Raw genomic sequence first — 18905 nt, forward strand, 5'->3', positions numbered from 1 at the left:
CGATTTTTCCGAAAATGCTTGTTCTAGAATGGTGAGAAATGAATACAATTTTTTGCTAAAAGAAATGCTACAGCGACTTCTGCTTGCGTTAAAGTGTTGCGTTCTGTCCAAAATCCTCGGGGACTAATAAATTTCCTCGGTGCATTGTTTCCAAGGATGAACTCACCCTTGGTTTCAGCGCTATGATGACGGGTTATTACGTTTACGCAAATCTCTTATGCAAGGTCTGCTCTGCAAATTCCGCCTGTCCACCCTGATGACGTTGGCAGTGTGCATCACCGTGGCATTGACCGTGGCCTTGCAACTGGCGGTGGTGAACCATTTCGCCGTCCGCCAGGCGAATGCTGAAGCCGAGTTGCGCCTGCAACAACTGTCGTGGCAGATGCGCGATGCGCTCAATCGCGTCGTGGAGCAGGCTGTCGGCGATGCGCGCCTGCTGGCCGCGTTGCCGTCGGTGCGCCAGGCACGCAATCCCGCAGTGGCGCGCGTTACGCTCGAGAGCCTGCAGCAGACCTTTCCCGACTACGCCTGGATCGGCATGGCCGACAACTCGGGCAAGGTGGTCGCCTCGACCATGGGGCTGCTGGAGGGGAACGACGTCAGCATGCGTCCCTGGTTCCAGGTCGGCCGCGATGGCGTACGCGCCACCGACTACCATCCGGCGCTGCTGCTGGAAAAACTGATGCCGCAAAGGCCCGACCCCTGGCGCTTCGTCGACGTGTCGACGCCCGTGTTCAGCCAGGAGGGCGAGCTGTTCGCCGTGCTGGGCCTGCACCTGAGCTGGGAATGGGCGCGCCGCCAGGCGCAGATGCTGCTCACGCCGGCGCTGCGCGAGTATGGCGCCGAGATCCTGGTGGTGCGCGCCGACGGCACCGTGATGCTGGGGCCGCAGGAGCTGGTCGAACAGAAAATCGATACCGCAAGCCTGCGCCGCGCCAACCTGGGCGACACCGGCGCCCTGCGCGAAGCATGGCCGGGCGGGCGCACCTATCTCACCGGATTCAGCCAGACCGGTCACGCCGGAAATCCGGCGACGCTGCAGTGGTCGGTGCTGGTGCGGCAGGATGAAGAAAAAGCCTTGCAGGGAGCAAGCGAGCTGAAACGCCGTATGCTGGCCTGGAGCACATTACTGGGCTTGCTGCTGGTGCTCGTGGCCGCGCTGCTGGCGCGCCGCCTGGCGCAGCCGATGGCCCAGCTGGGCCAGGCGATCGAACGGGTGACGGAGGCCACGGCGAGCGGGAAAGACTTGCCGCCGATCCCGCAGATCAGTGGCTTCCACGAAGCGAACATGTTGTCGGGCACGATGCGCGACCTGGTCAGCAGCGAAGCGCAGTACCGGCGCGCGCTGCAGCAGATGAACGAGCATCTTGAAACGGCAGTGGCCGAACGCACCGCCGAGCTCAATGCGCTGCTGTTGCGCGACGTGCTGACCGGCTTGCCAAATCGGCGCGCGCTGATGGAGGCCTTGCCCGAAGCCATGGCGCGGGCCTCGCGCAGCACGATGCCGGCGGCGCTGCTGTTCATCGACATGGATGGATTCAAGGCGGTCAACGACACCCACGGCCACGAGGAGGGCGACGAGCTGCTGCGCCAGTTCGGCGCGCGCCTGGCCGAGTCCGTGCGCAAGACCGACCTGGTGGCGCGCCTGGCCGGCGACGAATTCGTGGTGGTGCTCGAGATGCTGACCAGCCCGGGCGACGCGGAAGACACCGCGCGCAAGCTGCTTGCCTGCATCCGCGAGCCCTACACCTTGCGCACCACCGACGTCACGGTGGGCGCCAGCATCGGCGTGGCGCTGTTCGCGCCCGGCGACAAGCCCGACCTGGACGCCTGGCTGGCACGCGCCGACCACGCCATGTACGCAGCCAAGCGCGGCGGCAAGAACGCCGTCAGGCTGGCCGCGGTGCCGGTCTGGCATGCAGCGGCGACCGGTACCGTTTCCTGATCGTTCCCCGAGTTCCCACCATGACCCAAATCAGCCAGATCATCGCCACCCTCAAGCGCCAGCTGAAGCTGCAAGGCTTGACCTACCGCGACGTCGCCGTCGCGCTCGACCTGTCCGAGCCAAGCATCAAGCGCCTGTTCGCCAGCGAGCAGTTCACGCTCGAGCGCATCGTGGAAATCTGCAGCCTGCTCGGCTTTACCCTGGCCGAGATTGCGCAGGAAGCCCAGAACGGCCAGCGCCGCCTGCGCACCCTGAGCGCCGAGCAGGAGGGCGAACTGGTGCAGGATGACAAGCTGCTGCTGGTGGCGGTGTGCGCGCTGAACCATTGGCGCATGCTCGACATGCTCAATGTCTACCGGCTGAGCGAGGCCGAGTGCCTGCAATACCTGCTGCGCCTGGACCGCCTGCAACTGATCACGCTCCTGCCCGGCAACCGCATCCGCGTCAACGTGGCGCGCGACTTCGACTGGCTGGCCGACGGCCCGATCCGGCGCTACTTCAATGGCCAGGGCATGCCCGAGTTCGTGGCGGGCGGCTTCGATGGCGCCAGCGAGACCCTCGACTTCGCGCATGGCATGCTCACCGACAGCGCGCGCGCCAAGCTGCAGCACGAGCTGCGCCTGATGCGCGCCCGCTTCGCCCAGCTGCACGAGGAAAGCCTGGCCGCGCCCCTGGCGCAGCGGCGCGGCAGCGGCCTGCTGCTGGCGCTGCGCGAATGGGAGCCGGCCGCCTTCGCCGCATTGCGCCGTTAAGGCCGATATTTCTGGAAATCTCGTAAAGATTGCACCGGCTCACCATTCGGTGTACGGTGGACATCAATGCACGAGCCGTGCGACAGATCAAGGCAGGCCATAGGGTGCTGCGCTGGCGCATGAGCAATACGAAACTGTCGGTTATGTGAGGTATTAGACAGATCAGGTTGCCATAACAGGCGGATAGTAGGTGTCAGGGAGAGATTGACGCCATGAGAATGTCCATCGTCGCATTGGCCGTGCTCGGAGGGAGCGCGGCGTGCGCTTCGGCGCAAAACAACCCGGCGCTTTCGCAAGGCGCCGGCGCCGGGGCGATTCAGGAAGCCGTCTGCGCAGCAGACTGCCTGGCAGAACTGCAGCTGGCCGCACGCGCCGATGCGGTGCCGGCAGCGTCGTCCATCTTCACGCTCGAGAGCGCGGCGGACGTCGAGAGCGTGCGCGAGCGCGCACGCCAGGGCACGGTCACCGTCGGACGCCAGTACAACCTCGACTACACTACCCTGAACGACGTCGGCGACCCATTCCAGGGCGGCCTGGCGGCCCAGTCGGCGCCGCGCGGCGTGCACGCCGACGACAGCGTTGGCTACGAAGGCCGCTATGCCGGCATCAGCACCGGCGCCAAATGGCGCAAGGGCGACGTCGACGGCTCGCCCTCGGGACGCGCCTGGGGCATGACGGTCGGCGTCAACCTGGGACCGCTGAACATCCGCGCCGCCCACCAGAACCGCAACGTGGCCAAGGTCACGCGCTACAACGAGATCGACATCACGATGGCGGCCAGGAATTCCATCGTCGCCGCCAATATGCGTTTCGACTGGGGCACGGCCTACACCGCCTATAGCGCCAACCGCGGCTGGGGCAATTCGCCGCTGTTCAATCCGGACAATCCCTATGGCGCCAGCGTCGCCGCCACACGCTCGACCGACAGCCGCGACGTGCTGATGGGCGTGGCGGTGCCGATATCGCGCCAGACCACGCTGCTGGCATCGTACGTGCGCCGCAACGACCGCGATCCGGCCAACAACGACGCGCGCCAGCTCGCCGTCGGCGCCACCTATGCGGTATCGCGCCGGCTGGATTTCTATGCCGCCTACTCGCGCATCCAGCACCTGGCCGGCACCCGCATGGTCGAGCCGGGCAGCGGCTCCTCGATGAACGTGGGGATGCGGCGCGCGTTCTGAGTTCCGACGTGCGGCCCTGCGCTGCGACACCAGGCAGCGAAATTCAGTACTCTGTCTCCATGGTTCATCAACACTTATGGAGGCAATATGACTGGCACCAGCACACTTGACCCGGACAACTTCCCGGAACGCCCTGACCGCAACCTGGGCAAGGGCCATGGCATCGACGCGCTCGGCCCGAGCGATATCTCGGACACCGGCAGCGACGTCGTCGGCGGCCCCGGTTTCGCCGGCAATCTCGACCCTGAGCAGATGCTCGACTTCGACGAAGGCACGACGTCCGACCTCGAGGCCAGCCACGCCGGCGACACCGCCGGGCCCGACGTCGGCGACGCCGATTTCTCGGGCGACAGCGATGTAGGCGGCACCGGCGAACGCGCCGCGGCCGGGCGCGACGCCGTGTCCCGGGACGGCGCCGACATCGATACCGACCGCATCGAGTCCATCCCCGATCTTCCGCTGACCGAGGAGGACACCGAGTTCTTAACGAGCCGTCCGCCGACTCAGGGCGAAGGCCGCTAGCAGGGCGCCGCCGCCCAGCAGGGCGGTGGTGATCTGCTTCGAGCGCAGCTGGGCCGCGGTGTACGGGCTGCGCTCATGGGTCTGGTAAATGCCCTGGCGCTCGCGCAGCTCGCGCGTGTGGTCGGGCTTGTGCAGCGCGTCGCGGCGGCCCGGATCGGCCGGCGCATCCGATTTCTGGTTCCTGAACATGGTTGCCGTCACATATTTGTCGAAGGCGCGCGGCAGGAAGCGGGCGCCCGACGAATTCATCTTGGCCGCGCCGCCGACGAACACGTCGCGCTTCGGATGCTGGGCCGCGTACAGGATGGCGTCGGCCACCAGTTCCGGCGCATACACCGGCGACGGCAGCTTCGGTTCTTTTTCCATATAGTTCTTGGCGTGCACCGCGAACATGGTGTCGATGCCCGACGGTTTGACCAGCGTGACCGACATCGGCGCGCCTTCCTTTTCCAGTTCCATGCGCAGCGAATCGGTGAAGCCTTTCACCGCGTGCTTGGACGCTGCGTACATGCCCTGCAGCGGGATGCCGTGGTCGGACAGTTCGCTGCCCAGGTTGATCAGGGCGCCGCCGCCGCGTAGCTTCATGCGCTTGACCGCTTCCAGCGAGCCGTTCACGACGCCCCAGAAATTGGTCTGGAACAGGCGGTGGTGGTCTTCGGGCGAGACGTCTTCGATGCGGCCGAAGATCGAGATGCCGGCATTGTTGACCCAGGTGTCGATGCGGCCGAATTCGCGAATGGCGGCATCGCCGATACGCTCGACGTCGTCGATCTTGCCGACGTCGGCGGTGACGGCGATGACGTCGGCGCCGCGCGCGCGCAGTTCGCGGACCAGTTCGTCCAGCGCATCGTCGGCGCGCGCCGCCAGCACCAGGCGGGCGCCGCGCTCGGCGGCCATGCGCGCGGTCGACAGGCCGATGCCGCTGGTGGCGCCGGTGATGACCATGACTTGCTCGTTGATCTTGCGGAGTTTGACTGACATTGGTGATCCTTTCCGTGTTCGGGTTATGCGGGGAAGGACCGCCGCGTTCGCGATAGCGATGCGCGGCAGGCCACGAGTTAGTGAATTGTTCACTTCGTGACCGAGTTTGCTATTTCAAGGGATTTTTTGGCGCGCGGGTGAAACGGGACACCAATGACGGCCCGCAATGCAAAAACGTCGTTACCTCCACTGGAGGTAACGACTTCCCTCGGAGGCGGGAACCCAAGTCTTCAGCGCCGCCACCATGATGGACTTCAGTGGCAATGCATCGGTCTTGGGTTCCCGCCTCCGCGGGAACGACGTGCTTATAGCGTTGGCCGGATCAGTAGCCGCGCGCTGCGCTTACTTCTTGGTGTAGATCTGGTCGAAGATGCCGCCGTCGGCGAAGTGGTTCTTCTGGGCCGCGGTCCAGCCGCCAAGCTCGTTGATCTGGAACAGCTTGATCTGCGGGAACTGCGACGCATACTTCTTGGCGAACTTGTCGACCGCCGGGCGATAGTAGTTCTTGGCGATGATGTCCTGGCCTTCGTCGCTGTACAGGTATTCGAGGTAGGCCTGGGCCACCTTGCGGGTGCCTTTCTTGTCGACGTTCTTGTCGACCACGGCGACCGGCGGTTCGGCCAGGATGCTCAGCGACGGGGCGACGATCTCGAATTTATCGGGGCCGAGTTCGCGCAGCGCCAGCAGCGCCTCGTTTTCCCAGGCCAGCAGCACGTCGCCGATGCCGCGCTCGACGAAGGTGGTGGTGGAGCCGCGCGCGCCCGAATCGAGCACCGGCACGTTCTTGTACAGGGCGCCCAGGAATTCGGCCGCCTTCTGCGGATTGCCGCCCGGCTGGCGCAGTGCATAGCCATAGGCCGCGAGGTGATTCCAGCGCGCGCCGCCCGAGGTCTTTGGATTCGGCGTGATCACCGAGACGCCCGGCTTGACCAGGTCGTTCCAGTCCTTGATCTGCTTCGGATTGCCCTTGCGCACCAGGAACACGATCGTCGAGGTATATGGCGCGCTATGGTATTGCAGCTTCTTTTCCCAGCCCGGATTGATCAGGCCCTTGTCGCGGATGGCGTCGATGTCGTAGGCCAGCGCCAGGGTGACGACGTCGGCCTGCAGGCCGTCGATCACCGAACGCGCCTGCTTGCCCGAACCGCCGTGCGATTGCTTCACGGTGACGTTGTCGCCCGTCTTGGCTTTCCAGTGCTTGGCGAAGGCCGCATCGAACTCGTGGTACAGCTCGCGGGTCGGGTCATACGACACGTTGAGCAGGTTGACGTCGGCGGCGAATGCCGAGGTCTGCACCAGCAGGGTCAGTGCCGCCAGCGAACGGATGAAGGTTTTGCGAAGCATTTATTATCTTTCTGGAGGGTGGGAAACCGTAGCGTACGGTCTCAGCCCATAGAAAGAAAAGGAATAAATTCAAGCATCCATATGAATTTTTCCAACGTAGATCAGCTTACGCAGCGCCGTCAGTTAGTGCGCCTTGGAAAGAATGAGCAGCCAGCGGCGGAACAGCAGGATCTCGACGTGGCCGGCCTCGACGCCGGTATCGCACTCGATAACCGGGTTGACGGCATAGAAGCGCTTGCGGAAATCACGGGTGATGAGAATTTCGCGGCGGCCAATGCGCGCCAGGAAAGGGACAGGTGCGTGTTCCAGGCCGAAGGAGCTGTTCAGAGTCGTCATGTTCGTTTCCTTTAATCGTAGTGGTTGTGCAGTGAGGAAAGAATATCACAACTACTGTACAAATACACAGCTACTGTTCGGATATACAGTAAATTTTTGCGTGTGTGGTTTTTTCGCCAAGTCAGTCATAATCAATGTCATGAGCAATGTCCTGCCCCGTCTTCACCGTTTTGCCGCCGCCCGCTTCTCGCCGGAAGGCGAGTACGGCCTCCATCTCACCGTCGGGATCGCCTTCCTGGTGCTGGCGATGGCGGGCTTTGCCCACCTGGCCGGGGCCGTTGTCGCCGGCGCCCCGATCACCCAGCTCGACGTGGTGGTGGCCGACTGGCTGCACTCGCACGCGAGCCAGGGCGGCCTGTTGCGCGATGCGCTGCTGGTGCTGACCCACATCCACAGCACGCCGGGCGTGCTCACGATCGCCTTCGGCGTCGGCGTCTGGCTGTACCGCCGCGGGCAGCGCTACTGGATCGTGGCACTGATCTCGAGCGTGCCGGGCGGGATGCTGCTCAATGTGGCGCTCAAGCATACCTTCGAGCGCGCGCGTCCCCATTTCGAGGAACCCATCCTCACCCTCACCACGTATAGTTTCCCGAGCGGGCACACGATGGCCGCCACCGTGCTGTACGGCCTGCTGGCCTGCTACTTCGCGCGTCACGCCAGGTCGTGGATCGGGCGCCTGCTGCCCTTCGTGCTGGCGGCGCTGATGATCGGGCTGATCGCGTTCTCGCGCATGTACCTCGGCGCGCACTACCTGACCGATATCCTGGCCGCGCTGGCCGAGGGCTGCGGCTGGCTGGCGATCTGCATCGGCGGCGCGGCCACCCTCAACCGGCGCCGGGCCGCGCGCGAGCGGCGCGCGTCTGGCAGGGCGCCGCGACAAGAGATATAAGTGTCGTAAAAAAAAGGAGACTCCCCGATGCGCACCCTCGTTCACCTGTCCGACCTGCATTTCGGCCGCGTCGACCAGGCGCTGCTCGGCCCCTTGCGCGAACTGGTCGAGCGCATCGCGGCCGATGTGGTCGTGATCTCGGGCGACCTGACCCAGCGCGCGAAGGTCGAGGAATTCGAAGAGGCGCGCGCCTTCCTCGATTCGCTGCCCGGTCCGCAGATCATTGTGCCCGGCAACCACGACATCTCGCTGTACAACGTGTTCCGCCGTTTCATGCGGCCACTGGCGCGCTACAAGCGCTACATCACCGACGAGCTCGAGCCCGTGTTCATCGACGACGAGATCGCCGTGGTGGGCGTCAACACCGCGCGTTCGCTGACCATCAAGGACGGCCGCATCAGCCACGAGCAGGTGGCGGGGCTGCGCCAGCGCCTGGCCGGCCTGGGGCCGGAGGTGACGCGCATCGTCGTCACCCACCATCCCTTCGATTTGCCGGAACACTTCGAAAAGCGCGACCTCGTGGTGCGCGCGCCGTTGGCGATGGAAGTGTTCGCCGAGACCAACGTCGACATCCTGATGGCCGGCCATATGCATGCAAGTCATGCGGGCAGCACGGCGGCGCGCTACCAGATCGACGAATACGCGGCGCTCGTGATCCAGGCCGGCACCGCCACCTCCACCCGCGGGCGCGGCGAGGTCAATTCGTTCAATGTGGTGCGGGTCGAGCCGCAGCGGGTCGAGATCGACCGCTATGGCTGGGACGTAGTCGGAGGCAGGTTTGCCCTGGTCACGACCGAGAAGTTCGTGCGCGCGGGGAGCATCTGGTCGCCGCACAGCGATGGCATGCTGGCGGCCGGTCTTTGAGCCGGCCAGCAGCGCGCGCACGTCGTTCCCGCCCTCGCCGGGCGCCTTGGCGGGAACCCGATCCTTTTTAAGCCGCCACGCGATTTAACAGTAGTGGCAGCGCATGCAACCTTGGGTTCCCGCCTGCGCGGGAACGACGTTTATACGGTAGCGATCGAGTCAGACGCCGGCGTCAGATCCGGCACCGGCATCAGATCCAGTACTCCGTCAGCCGCGACATCATCTCGCGCAGCCGGTCGCCCCACGGCCGCCGCTTCCAGTCCGCCAGCTTGATCTCTTTCGAGTGCCGCAAGTCTTCCCTGAACGCCGCTTCCATATCGCGCCCGAAGTGCGGATCGAGCACCACCACATTGACCTCGTAGTTGTGGATGAAACTGCGGCGGTCGATGTTCGCCGAGCCGATCGACGACCACATGCCGTCGATCACCGTCGTCTTGGCGTGCAGCACCGCCACCTGCAGCTGGAAGATGCGCACGCCGCCTTCCAGCAGCTCGTGGTAGAACGACTCGCCCGCATACTTGATGAAGTCGTGGTCCGACACACCCGGCAGCACCAGTTGCACGTCGACCCCGCGCTTGGACGCCGCGATCAGGCCGTCGACGATCTGCTGGTCCGGCACGAAATAGGCGGCCGTCAGGTGGATCGACTTCTTCGCCTCGCCGATCGCCAGTACCAGCGATTTATAGATTTCCGAATCGCGGTCGGGCGACGTCGCCAGCACCCGCACCACTTTTTCGCCCACCGGGGCGAGCTTGGGGAAGTATTCGATCTGGGGCAGCTCGCCCGCGTCCTGGTGCACCCAGTTGTCGATGAAGGCCCATTGCAGGGCGCCGACGGCCGGTCCCTCGATCTTGATGTGGGTATCGCGCCAGCCGACGTCTTCTTCGTTGACCTTGCCGGCGCGCTTGTTCGAGCGGAACAGCGAGCTATTGGCATAGGTGCTGCTGATATTGATGCCACCGGTGAAGGCGACCTTGCCGTCGACGATCATGATCTTGCGGTGGTCGCGGTTGTTGACTGCCCACTTGCCCGGCCGCTTGGTCGGGTTCACCGGATTGAACACCAGCACGTTGATGCCGGCCTGCTGCAGGCGCTCGAAGAATTCCTTGGGCGTGGCCAACGTGCCGACGCCGTCGACGATGATGTTGACGGTCACGCCCTCGGCGCGCTTCTGTATCAGGATCTCGGCGAACTGGGCGCCGATTTCGTCGTGGTCGAAGATATAGGTCTCGAGGTTGATCGAGGTTTTCGCGTTCTTTGCCGCCTCCATCATGGCGCGCATGGTGGCCGGACCGTCGAACAGCAGCGAGACCTGGTTGCCGGCGATCAGCGGCACGCCGGTCGCCTGCTCTTCGAGCACCGCCAGTTGCTTGAGGTCGGGCGAGGCGCGCGCCCAGCGCCGCTTGAGCAGCGCCGCCGCCTGTCCGTCCTTCATCTCGCCGCGTTGGGTGGCGACGGTGGGCACGGCCTTGTCCGGCGCTCCGGCGATCGTGCTGCGGTCGGGCAGGGCCTTGCACGAGGCGACCACGCAGACGAAACCGATGAAGCCGAGCCAGGCGGCGAAGCGCTTCTTGTTCATTTTGTTCCCCTCGAGGAGACGGTATCGGGCGGCGGCAACTGGCGATGCCGCGGACCCATGAAGAATTCGACCGGCGAATAGGCGAAGCGCCGACCCAGCGCCTGCACCAGCAGGATCCAGCGCTTGAAGACGATCTTGCGTGCGCGCAGCGCCACCCACAGCGCCAGCCCGAAGCTCACCAGCAGGTTGATGGTGCCGATCATCAGCACGCCGGCGGTGGCGTTGGCGATCTGGGCCCAGCTCATGCCGTAATCCAGGGCCACCAGCGCGGTGGCGAAGTTGGCGGCCGAGAAGGTGATGTGGCGGATGTCGATCGGCAGGCCGAGCAGGAAGCCGATGGTGCCGGTGGTGCCGAGCAGGATGCCGAAGAAGAAGTTACCCATCAGGCCGCCGAGATTGTCCTCGACATAGCGGCCCAGGCGCGCCAGGCGCTCGGCGCCCAGCAGGCGGCGCAGGCCGCGGATCTGCTGCACGCGCTGGCCCATGCGCGTGTACAGCGCCTTGTTGTCGTAGTAGCCCGAGATCAGCCCGGCCACGAACAGCCAGACGCCGGCCACGGCGGCGTAGAACAGGGCCGGGCTGTGCAGCGGGTCGATGTCGTTGAGCAGGTGCAGCGCCTTGATCGGGTCGACCAGGTGGTGGCCGGTGTACCAGCGCACGCCTTCGGCGATCGCCCAGGCCACGGGGAAGGCCACCAGCACGTTGCCGAGCACCGCCACCATCTGCGTGCGGAACACTTTGTTGACCAGTTCGGCCAGCTTGTCGACGTCGATGCCGCGCCCGGTGGCGGAGCGGTGCAGCGAGGCTGCGATGCGCTGCGCCGTCATGGCCGGCTGCTTGGTGGCGACCGTGAAGTGCAGCATGTGGATCAGCACGAAGCCGAGCGAGTAGTTCATGCTGAACAGGAAAGCCTCGACCAGCGGCGGCGTCCTCAGGTAACCCAGCAGGATCTTGAACAGCGCCATGAAGCCGACGATGAAGCCGGCGCCGGACGAGGACCACAGCATCTTGCGCAAGTCCTTGCGGTCTTCGGCGATGTAGTGCTCGCCGGTGCGGCTGGCGTTCTCGGTGACGTTGCGCGCCAGCAGGTGCACGTTGTCGCGCACCAGGCCGCTGACCTGGTACTTGGTGTTGTGGGCCTCGATCAATTCTTCGGCCAGCGAGATCGCGGCGTGCTGGCGCGGGGTGAGCAGCGGCGCATCGGGCAGCGCCAGCTGGCCCGGCTTGTCGGCTTGCGGCGCTACCGGCGGCAGCACCTCGCCGTCGATGACCAGCTCGTCCATGACTTCATGGGCCGAGGGGGAGGCGGGCGAGGGCGTCGACCCCTGCTCATCGGTGACGTCGACCAGGAACAGCAGTTTTTGCAGGCGGTCGATGCTCTGCTGCACCGCCACCAGCAGGTAGGTCAGGGCGATGCTGGTGCCGTTCGACAGCGCCAGGCGCCGGATCTTGAGCACCACGTCCTCGCACTGGTCGAGCATCACCAGCAGGTGGCGCGCGTCGTCCGGACGTTCGCGCTCGCCGCTCAGGTAGCGCGCGTATTCATCGAGGTAGCGGTTGGCCTCGATGTTCTGCATCAGGAAGGGCGAATCGAAATTCTCGATCTGGCTATAGCTGTGCACCAGGCGCGGCTCGAGGCCGAGCGCGCAGATGCGGCAGGACAGGGTGCGGATCGCGTCCAAGAGGCCCTTGAGCGTGTCCACGCGCGCGCGGCCGGGCACGCTGTCGTCGGTCGGCGGGGCATTGGCGATCACGTCGAACAACTGCATCCAGTCGCCGTCGGGCACCGCGCGGATCCATTCGTAGTCGTCCTCGCGGTACAGCACCTGGTCGAGCGCGTCCGATAAATACAGATTGTCGAGCGCGGGGGGCAGTAAGCGGTAGGTGATGCGGCTCTTGAGTTCGGTGACGAAGCCGTCGTTCGAGAGGATGCCGATATCGCTGTAAAGACTGGTGTGCCGCCGCTTCTCGAGCAGGGTCGTGATGTAGCGGCGCAGCGCCCAGGCCTGGGCTGGATTGCCTTTCAGGAGCTGGGTCAGCGTGCGCACCGCCTGGGCGGGATCGTCCACGTCCTGCCACACCCAGCGCTGGCGCGGGCGCAGGTGGCAGACCAACTCGACCAAGAGGTCGATGTCGTCGCTGTAGGGATCGATCCGTTCGAGAGTAGCAAGCATGAAAACAATTTTTACTGGAAAGCCATAGTGTACGCGACGAGGCCGGTAAATATGGTGTGGCAACGAACAGTAAGTCGGCGGGTGAAGCCGCCGCTGGCAGGGATAATAAAGGGCTTGCGCTTTTACGAATTTCCTTAGAGCATGTATCGGCGGCTGCCGCGTGCATGGCAGCGCCCTGGCGCCATGGGGCAGGCCGCGACTTTTGACATAGGAGACAGCATGGCAGGTAATCTTGAGCTCGCCGAGGTCGGCTTTATCGAGCGCATCGTCGTCGGCAACAACGATCCTCGACATATGCGGAGCGAGGAAGAGATCCGCTTGCAGATGGAGCGCGTGAACCGATGCCTGAGCGGAACCCCGCGCGGTCGTATCGTCGGCATGGAAAAAAGCTTCGCCCTGCACACGATCGGCGACCAGCAGTTCGTCCTGCAGTACGTCGTGTACCACCTCGGCTTCGTGCGCAAGCCCTTGTACCTGGACGAATACGTGCTTCCGGAGCATGCCGAACCCGAGCCGGCGGCGTCCGAATCGCCCGTCCAGCCTGCGGCGGCAGTCGAGGCGCCAGTAGCCCTGGTCGCGGCGGCCAGCGCGCCGGCGCCTGCGCCGCAGGCACTGGTGGCGCGCGAGCCAGTCAGCCAGCCGTCAGGAGGCACGAACAAGGAAGCGCCTGAAAGTGGCATCACGCTTACCCAGTTACAGCAGCTGCTGACCTACCCTGGGGGAGAGGCGTACGCGGCGCAATGGCTGGAGCCCCTTAACACAGCCATGCGGGCCTGCGCCATCGATACGCCGCGTCGCCAGGCCGCCTTCCTGGCCCAGGTGCTGGTCGAGTCGAGCGAATTGCGGCGCCTCGAAGAATCGCTGAACTACCCCGCACGGCGCCTGCGCGTCGTTTGGCCGCAGCGCTTTCCAAGTGACGAAGTTGCCGCACTTTACAGCGGTAAGCCGCAAGCGCTGGCCAATCACATCTACGCCGACCGCATGGGCAACGGCGACGAAGCCAGTGGAGACGGCTGGCGCTACCATGGGCGTGGCCTCATCCAGCTGACCGGGCGCGACAACTATGCGCAATTCGCGCGCACCTCCGGTCTCGATGTGCTCGCGCAGCCCGATCTGCTGCTGGAGCCGGCCGGCGCGGCGCGCGCGGCAGCCTGGTTCTGGCAGGCGAGGGGACTCAACGAGCTTGCCGATCAGACCGCTGGCAGCGATGGTGACATGTATTTCGTGAACATTACCAGGCGCATCGACGGCGGCACCATGGGACTCGACGAGCGCAGGGCATACTGGCAACGTGCGCGCCGCGCGCTGGGCCTGGGCTGACGTCACGCGCGTCCAGCCGGCCCGCCCATCCGGCCGACTGGACGCGGGCACGCCGGTGCCGATACACTGGCGTGCTCTGCATTGGAAGAAAATCATGTACCTCACTTACTACAACGGCCAATGGGCCGAAGGTAACACCCCCCTGTATGGCGCGATGGACCACAGCCTGTGGCTCGGTTCGTCCGTGTTCGACGGCGCGCGCGCCATCCGCGGCAAGCTGCCCGACCTGCGCCCGCACCTGGAGCGCGTCATCACGTCCGCCGAAAAACTCGGCCTGCGCTGCCCGCTGACAGTCGAAGAGATGGAAGCGCTGGTGCGCGAAGGCGTGGCCAAGTTCCCCCTTGATGCCGAACTGTATATCCGTCCGCTGGTGTTCGGTTCCGAAGGCTTCCTGATTCCTGTCGCCGAGAAAAGCCAGTTCGCGCTGACCCTGTTCGATGCGCCGCTGCCGCCGTTCACCGGTTTCTCGGCCTGCCTGTCGACGATGCGCCGTCCGCAGCCGAATATGGCGCCGACCGACGCCAAGGCCTCGGCCCTGTACGCCAATTCGACCCGCGCGATGCGCGAAGCGAAAGAGCGCGGCTTCGAGCAGGCCATCATGCTCGACGCCGAAGGCCATGTGGCCGAATTCGCGGCCTCGAACCTGTTCCTGGTGACTGAAGACGGCAAGGTGGTGACGCCGGCGCTGAACGGCACCTTCCTGGCGGGGATCACCCGTGCGCGCGTGATGGCGCTGCTGGCCGAGGCCGGCGTGCAGGTCGAAGAGCGCAGCGTCAAGGCCACCGAACTGAATACCGCGCGCGAGATATTCAGCACCGGTAACTATGGCAAGGTCACGCCGTGCACCCGTTACGAGGACCGCATGCTCGAAGCGGGACCGGTCGCACGCCAGGCGCGCGAGCTGTACTTGGCGTTCACCGAAGCCGGTTGATTACCCACCGTCGTCCCCGCGAAGGCGGGGACCTAAGTCTCATGCGCAGCTACGACGATTGACGTCATCGCCGCGCACGTGAACTGGGGTTCCCGCCTGCGCGGGAACGACGGATCGAGCGCCAACAAAAAAGGCCGGCAATGCCGGCCTTTGTCATTGGTGGGAGAGGATCAGCCGCGCGCAGGTTCGGCGACGTAGATCTCGACGCGGCGGTTGCGTGCCTTGCCCGCGTTGTCGTTGTTCGAGGCGATCGGCTCGCGCGAGCCGCGGCCTTCGATGGTGATGCGGTTCGGGTTCACGCCGCGGCCGGCCAGGTAGTCGCGGGTGCGCGAGGCGCGGTCGACCGACAATGGCTGGTTGATCGAATCGCTGCCGGTGCTGTCGGTGTGGCCGATGATGACGACGTTGGTGTTCGGGTTTTCTTGCAGGGTCTGGGCGAAGCGCTGCAGGATAGGCTGGAAGTTGCCCTTGATGTCGGAGCGGCCCGTGTCGAACGAGATGTCGCTCGGGATTTCCAGCTTCAGGCGATTGTCCTGGGTCTGGGTGACTTGCACGCCGGTGCCCTGGGTGGCTTGTTCCATCTGCTGCTTCTGCGCTTCCATGCGCTTGGACCAGATGTTGCCGATCACGGCGCCCGCGGCTGCGCCGATGGCGGCGCCGCCGGCAACGCGGCCACCGCCGCCGCCGCTGGTCGTGCCGCCGATCAGGCCGCCCAGGCCGGCGCCGATGCCGGCGCCGGTCGCGGTGCCGCGCTGGGTGGTGGACATGTCGGCGCAACCGGTGGCGGTCAGGGCGACGATGGCGATGGCGGCGGTGGTTTTGATGAAGTTTTTCTGCATTGTGGAACTCCTTAAGTAAAAAATCCGTTTCGTCGTCACGCCGTTACAGGCGCGACCGCGAAACGGATTGGGGTGCTGCGACAAGTGGAACTTGTCATTCTACTGCTATATGCCGCGTCCGCTGATCAGGCGCACCAGGATCATGATGACGGCGACGACGAGCAGGATGTGGATGAAGCCGCCGATGGTGTACGAAGTCACCAGGCCGAGCAGCCAAAGAATAACGAGAACGACAGCGATGGTATATAACATGGTGGTTTCTCCTCTACTGTTTGCGCCGGTTGCGCTGTGATTCCAGTATGTAGTTGCCAACAGTCGCGTACCGTTCGATAACGTACATTAAACGCAACTTTTTTGTTTTCGCAAGCCGGGGATCCAGCCCATCACGCCCACCAGGCCGGTGCAGCCGATCAGGCAGGTGAGCAGGCCGCCCGCGATCAGGAACACGATGTCCTGCGGTTGCAGGTGTGCATTCCCATCGGGCGCCGGCCCGGCCGACAACAGGCCGAACAGAGTCAGTAAGATTCCCCAGACGATGATGCCGATCCATGCCAGGCTGTTCATGCGCTTCTCCCACGGTTGATGGTGTCCCGCTATCCGTTTTTAGCGTGCTTCGATTGTCGGGGCAGCTCATCCATACTTCCGTGCGTTGGCGCACATTGCATTCAGGAAAAAGATTGGCCGGGACGCTTGCGCAATCCCGGCCATGTGCTAGCCATGCAGCCTGAGTGAATCAGGCTATTGAATTCAGGCCACCGAGCGCAGCTTTCCCTTGACGATGCGGACCCGGTCGCCGCTGCTCCATTGCGGCTGGCTGTTCTGGCGGAAGGTGCGCAGGGTGCCGTCGTCCAGGCGCACGCGGATCTCGTAGCTGTTGGTGGCCTTCATATTGCCTTCCACCTGGTTGCCGACCACGGCGCCGCCGATTGCACCGGCGGCGGTGGCCAGGGTGCGGCCATTGCCGCCGCCGACCTGGTTGCCAAGCAGGCCGCCGATGACGGCGCCGCCGGCCGCGCCCAGGCCGCTGCCTTCGGCGCGCTGGGTGATGGTGCGGACCGATTCCACGTTGCCGCAGTTCGAGCACCAGTCGCGTTCATTGGCGGCGACCTGGGTCGGCTTGCTTTCCTTGACCGGCGTCGCCACGACTGGCGCTGCGACCGGTGCAAGCGGCTGAGCCCGCGCCGGCGCCGGCGCATAGGCTTGCTGCTGTGCCTGCTGCTCCGGCGCGAGCGGCGCGCCTGGATAGGCGGCGTAGCCCGGCGCTTGCTGGGGCACGTCCTGCGGCAGGGTGGAAGCCAGGGCCAGGCGGTCGGCTTCGGTCAGTTGGCGGTTGGCGGTGCCGCCGGTGGAGGAGGGCAGCCAGCCCATGATGGCGGCGGTGCCGACCAGGCTGAACAGGACGACCGCAGCCGCCGCCAGCAGCAGCAGGGGGTGGGTGCGGTTCTTGACAGGATTGTGTGGGGGCGTATTCATCTTTATTCCTTTCGTATGGCGTTGACGCCGCGGTACGTTGATTGTCTTCAGGAACAACCCGAGCTTCCGTGCGTCACCGTACATACTCGCTCAAGGGGCGACGGTTACGCTGACTGAATTGTTTGCAAATGTATCTGGAACAGGGCGTATCCGGCTTGCGCCGCGTACCGATCCTTACAATTTCCTGAGGAAAGAATGAACTCTGCCGTCCCCCCGCCCGTCACCGACTGCAGCAGCAACCTGTTGCTGGCCGCGCTGCCGTCGCAAGAGATGGCGCGCATGTTGCCGATGCTCGACCAGGTCAGGGTAGAGGCGGGGCAAGTGCTGTGCGAAGCCGGCGATCCGATCGAGCACATTTATTTCCCTCACGATTGCCTGCTGTCCCTGCTGGGCGTGGCCGAAGGACGCATGACGCTCGAGGTCGGCCAGGTGGGACGCGAAGGCATGCTGGGCGTGACCAGCGCACTGGGTCACGACACGACCCAGGTGCGCGCCGTGGTCCAGCGCGCCGGCAACGCCAGCCGCATGGATGGCGCGCGCTTTCGCAGCGAGGTCGAACGCAATCCGGCGCTGCAGAAGGTGCTGTACCGGTATACCGATGCGCTGCTGGCGCAGGCGATCCAGATCGCCGTCTGCAGCCGCTTCCACGTGCTCGAGGCGCGGCTGGCGCGTTCGCTGATGGTCACGCGCGACCGCCTGCAATCCGACCGATTCCACCTGACCCATGAATTCCTTGCGCACTCGCTCGGTGTGCGCCGGGTCGGCGTCACCAAGGCCGCCAGCGCGCTGCAGCAGCAGGGCCTGATCGACTACAGCCGCGGCAATATCGAGATCCTCGATCCCGACGGCCTGGCCGCGGCGGCCTGTAGCTGCTATGCGATCGTGAGGGAAGCCGGCGCCATGCCGGTCGCGAACGGCCGCGCCGATTGAGCAGGCGGCGCCGCCGCGTTCCTCTGGCCCGTCATCCCTGCGGGGGCCCCTTGAAAGTACAAACGCCCGGCAAGCCGGGCGTTTGACTGTCGGGCGAGAACGTCGATCAGTTGGTGGTCTTGACCTGGTTGCCGATCACGCCGCCGACGGCCGCGCCGCCCACGGTGCCCAGTGCGCTGCCACCGCTCACGGCGCCACCCAGCACGGCGCCGGCGCCGGCGCCGATGGCGGTGTTACGGTCCTGCTTGGACATGTTCGAGCAGCCGACCATACCGAAGGCGGCGGTTGCCAGGGTTGCGGTCACTACCAGCGATTTGATGTTTTTCATGATGATCTCCTTAGATGGGGTTACTTCAGGCGCAGGTCATTCCTGACCGATTTGACGCCCTTGACGGTTCGCGCGACCGAGGCCGCCGCGGCTACGCTGTCGGCCGAGCTGACGAAGCCGCTAAGCCGGACAATGCCTTGGTACGTGTCGACATCGAGATCGGAAACCGTCAGTTCGGGATCGAGCCTGATGGCGCTGCGCACGCCGGCACTGATGGCTTCGTCATTGACGGTTTCGACGCTGCCGAAACCGGGAATGCCTGAGGCACAACCTGCCAGCGGTCCGCAGGCCAGGAAGGCCAGCAGGACTGGAATGCTTGCGTAACGCTTGATGCTCGATCCGTTCATTCGGGTATGTCGTTTTCTCGGTGACTTGGTTCAAGACTAGAGTCCGTTGCAAATTTGATCTGTTCGGCAACACACAATCGGCGCGCCGTGTTGTTACAGGGTGTTTCAGCCGCGGCCTGTCGCGTGCACTGTTCGGCTGCCTTGGAAATCAATGTGCGTCAACGAACTGA

General features: G+C 64.8%; 21 protein-coding genes. 10 read left to right on the plus strand and 11 right to left on the minus strand.

Features of this window, described 5'->3' with window-relative positions:
- Positions 1-217: 217 nt before the first annotated feature.
- From AC3A6F_RS05380 to AC3A6F_RS05395, 4 genes are all read left to right on the plus strand, one after another.
- Positions 218-1945 (plus strand): diguanylate cyclase domain-containing protein, encoded by a 1728-nt coding sequence (locus AC3A6F_RS05380; RefSeq protein ID WP_487678932.1) that lies wholly within the window; start codon positions 218-220, stop codon positions 1943-1945.
- Positions 1946-1965: 20 nt separating this feature from the next.
- The gene (locus tag AC3A6F_RS05385) at positions 1966-2697 is read left to right on the plus strand and encodes a helix-turn-helix domain-containing protein (protein WP_487678933.1); all 732 of its coding nucleotides are present in this window, start codon (positions 1966-1968) and stop codon (positions 2695-2697) included.
- A gap of 212 nt (positions 2698-2909) precedes the next feature.
- A complete protein-coding gene (locus AC3A6F_RS05390; RefSeq protein ID WP_487678934.1) occupies positions 2910-3878 on the plus strand; it encodes a porin in 969 nt (322 codons plus the stop codon).
- Positions 3879-3965: 87 nt separating this feature from the next.
- Positions 3966-4400, plus strand: a complete 435-nt coding sequence (locus AC3A6F_RS05395) for a hypothetical protein (RefSeq protein WP_123070559.1) — start codon at positions 3966-3968, stop codon at positions 4398-4400.
- On the opposite strand, the gene AC3A6F_RS05400 is transcribed toward AC3A6F_RS05395, so the two are convergent.
- The 3 genes from AC3A6F_RS05400 to AC3A6F_RS05410 all read right to left on the minus strand — a co-directional run bounded on the left by AC3A6F_RS05400 (position 4362) and on the right by AC3A6F_RS05410 (position 7061).
- On the minus strand, positions 4362-5381 hold the full coding sequence (locus AC3A6F_RS05400) for an SDR family oxidoreductase (RefSeq protein ID WP_487678935.1): 1020 nt from the start codon (positions 5379-5381) through the stop codon (positions 4362-4364). The genes AC3A6F_RS05395 and AC3A6F_RS05400 overlap by 39 nt on opposite strands.
- A 342-nt stretch (positions 5382-5723) precedes the next feature.
- Entirely contained in the window at positions 5724-6725 is a 1002-nt protein-coding gene (locus AC3A6F_RS05405; RefSeq protein ID WP_487678936.1) for a sulfate ABC transporter substrate-binding protein, read from the minus strand.
- 123 nt (positions 6726-6848) lie between these two features.
- Positions 6849-7061, minus strand: a complete 213-nt coding sequence (locus tag AC3A6F_RS05410; protein ID WP_123069738.1) for a hypothetical protein — start codon at positions 7059-7061, stop codon at positions 6849-6851.
- 139 nt (positions 7062-7200) lie between these two features.
- Here AC3A6F_RS05410 and AC3A6F_RS05415 point away from each other — a divergent pair, with 139 nt between their 5' ends.
- Positions 7201-7950 (plus strand): phosphatase PAP2 family protein, encoded by a 750-nt coding sequence (locus AC3A6F_RS05415; protein WP_487678937.1) that lies wholly within the window; start codon positions 7201-7203, stop codon positions 7948-7950.
- Between the two features lie 27 nt (positions 7951-7977).
- A complete protein-coding gene (locus AC3A6F_RS05420; protein ID WP_487678938.1) occupies positions 7978-8814 on the plus strand; it encodes a metallophosphoesterase family protein in 837 nt (278 codons plus the stop codon).
- A 190-nt stretch (positions 8815-9004) separates the two neighbouring features.
- Here AC3A6F_RS05420 and cls read toward each other — a convergent pair whose 3' ends face one another.
- Both cls and AC3A6F_RS05430 read right to left on the minus strand, forming a co-directional pair.
- Complete coding sequence (gene cls / locus AC3A6F_RS05425) at positions 9005-10393, minus strand: cardiolipin synthase (protein WP_487678939.1); 1389 nt, start codon at positions 10391-10393, stop codon at positions 9005-9007.
- On the minus strand, positions 10390-12567 hold the full coding sequence (locus AC3A6F_RS05430) for a site-specific recombinase (RefSeq protein WP_487678941.1): 2178 nt from the start codon (positions 12565-12567) through the stop codon (positions 10390-10392). Before AC3A6F_RS05430 ends, cls begins: the two co-directional genes overlap by 4 nt.
- 56 nt (positions 12568-12623) lie before the next feature.
- On the opposite strand from AC3A6F_RS05430, the gene AC3A6F_RS05435 reads away from it, so the two are divergent.
- The 3 genes from AC3A6F_RS05435 (at position 12624) to AC3A6F_RS05445 (ending at position 14818) form a co-directional block, all read left to right on the plus strand.
- On the plus strand, positions 12624-12773 hold the full coding sequence (locus AC3A6F_RS05435; RefSeq protein WP_487678942.1) for a hypothetical protein: 150 nt from the start codon (positions 12624-12626) through the stop codon (positions 12771-12773).
- A gap of 13 nt (positions 12774-12786) precedes the next feature.
- Complete coding sequence (locus tag AC3A6F_RS05440) at positions 12787-13887, plus strand: glycoside hydrolase family 19 protein (RefSeq protein ID WP_487678943.1); 1101 nt, start codon at positions 12787-12789, stop codon at positions 13885-13887.
- A 94-nt stretch (positions 13888-13981) separates the two neighbouring features.
- Positions 13982-14818: a branched-chain amino acid aminotransferase gene (locus AC3A6F_RS05445; protein WP_487678944.1), complete on the plus strand. Its 837-nt coding sequence runs from the start codon at positions 13982-13984 to the stop codon at positions 14816-14818.
- A 170-nt stretch (positions 14819-14988) separates the two neighbouring features.
- Here the strand turns inward: AC3A6F_RS05445 and AC3A6F_RS05450 are convergent, their stop codons facing one another.
- The 4 genes from AC3A6F_RS05450 to AC3A6F_RS05465 all read right to left on the minus strand — a co-directional run bounded on the left by AC3A6F_RS05450 (position 14989) and on the right by AC3A6F_RS05465 (position 17130).
- Positions 14989-15657 (minus strand): YiaD family glycine zipper/OmpA-like lipoprotein, encoded by a 669-nt coding sequence (locus AC3A6F_RS05450; protein WP_123069557.1) that lies wholly within the window; start codon positions 15655-15657, stop codon positions 14989-14991.
- Positions 15658-15762: 105 nt separating this feature from the next.
- Positions 15763-15909, minus strand: a complete 147-nt coding sequence (locus AC3A6F_RS05455) for a lmo0937 family membrane protein (protein ID WP_005671362.1) — start codon at positions 15907-15909, stop codon at positions 15763-15765.
- Between the two features lie 87 nt (positions 15910-15996).
- The gene (locus tag AC3A6F_RS05460; protein WP_487678945.1) at positions 15997-16221 is read right to left on the minus strand and encodes a hypothetical protein; all 225 of its coding nucleotides are present in this window, start codon (positions 16219-16221) and stop codon (positions 15997-15999) included.
- Positions 16222-16404: 183 nt separating this feature from the next.
- The gene (locus AC3A6F_RS05465; RefSeq protein ID WP_487678947.1) at positions 16405-17130 is read right to left on the minus strand and encodes an outer membrane lipoprotein; all 726 of its coding nucleotides are present in this window, start codon (positions 17128-17130) and stop codon (positions 16405-16407) included.
- Positions 17131-17325: 195 nt separating this feature from the next.
- Here AC3A6F_RS05465 and AC3A6F_RS05470 point away from each other — a divergent pair, with 195 nt between their 5' ends.
- The gene (locus AC3A6F_RS05470; protein ID WP_487678948.1) at positions 17326-18060 is read left to right on the plus strand and encodes a Crp/Fnr family transcriptional regulator; all 735 of its coding nucleotides are present in this window, start codon (positions 17326-17328) and stop codon (positions 18058-18060) included.
- Between the two features lie 106 nt (positions 18061-18166).
- Here the strand turns inward: AC3A6F_RS05470 and AC3A6F_RS05475 are convergent, their stop codons facing one another.
- Both AC3A6F_RS05475 and AC3A6F_RS05480 read right to left on the minus strand, forming a co-directional pair.
- Positions 18167-18388 (minus strand): YMGG-like glycine zipper-containing protein, encoded by a 222-nt coding sequence (locus AC3A6F_RS05475; RefSeq protein WP_109344196.1) that lies wholly within the window; start codon positions 18386-18388, stop codon positions 18167-18169.
- Positions 18389-18408: 20 nt separating this feature from the next.
- On the minus strand, positions 18409-18735 hold the full coding sequence (locus tag AC3A6F_RS05480) for a BON domain-containing protein (protein ID WP_320474718.1): 327 nt from the start codon (positions 18733-18735) through the stop codon (positions 18409-18411).
- Between the last annotated feature and the right edge of the window lie 170 nt (positions 18736-18905).

This window comes from Massilia sp. Soil_C_3, assembly GCF_057657035.1.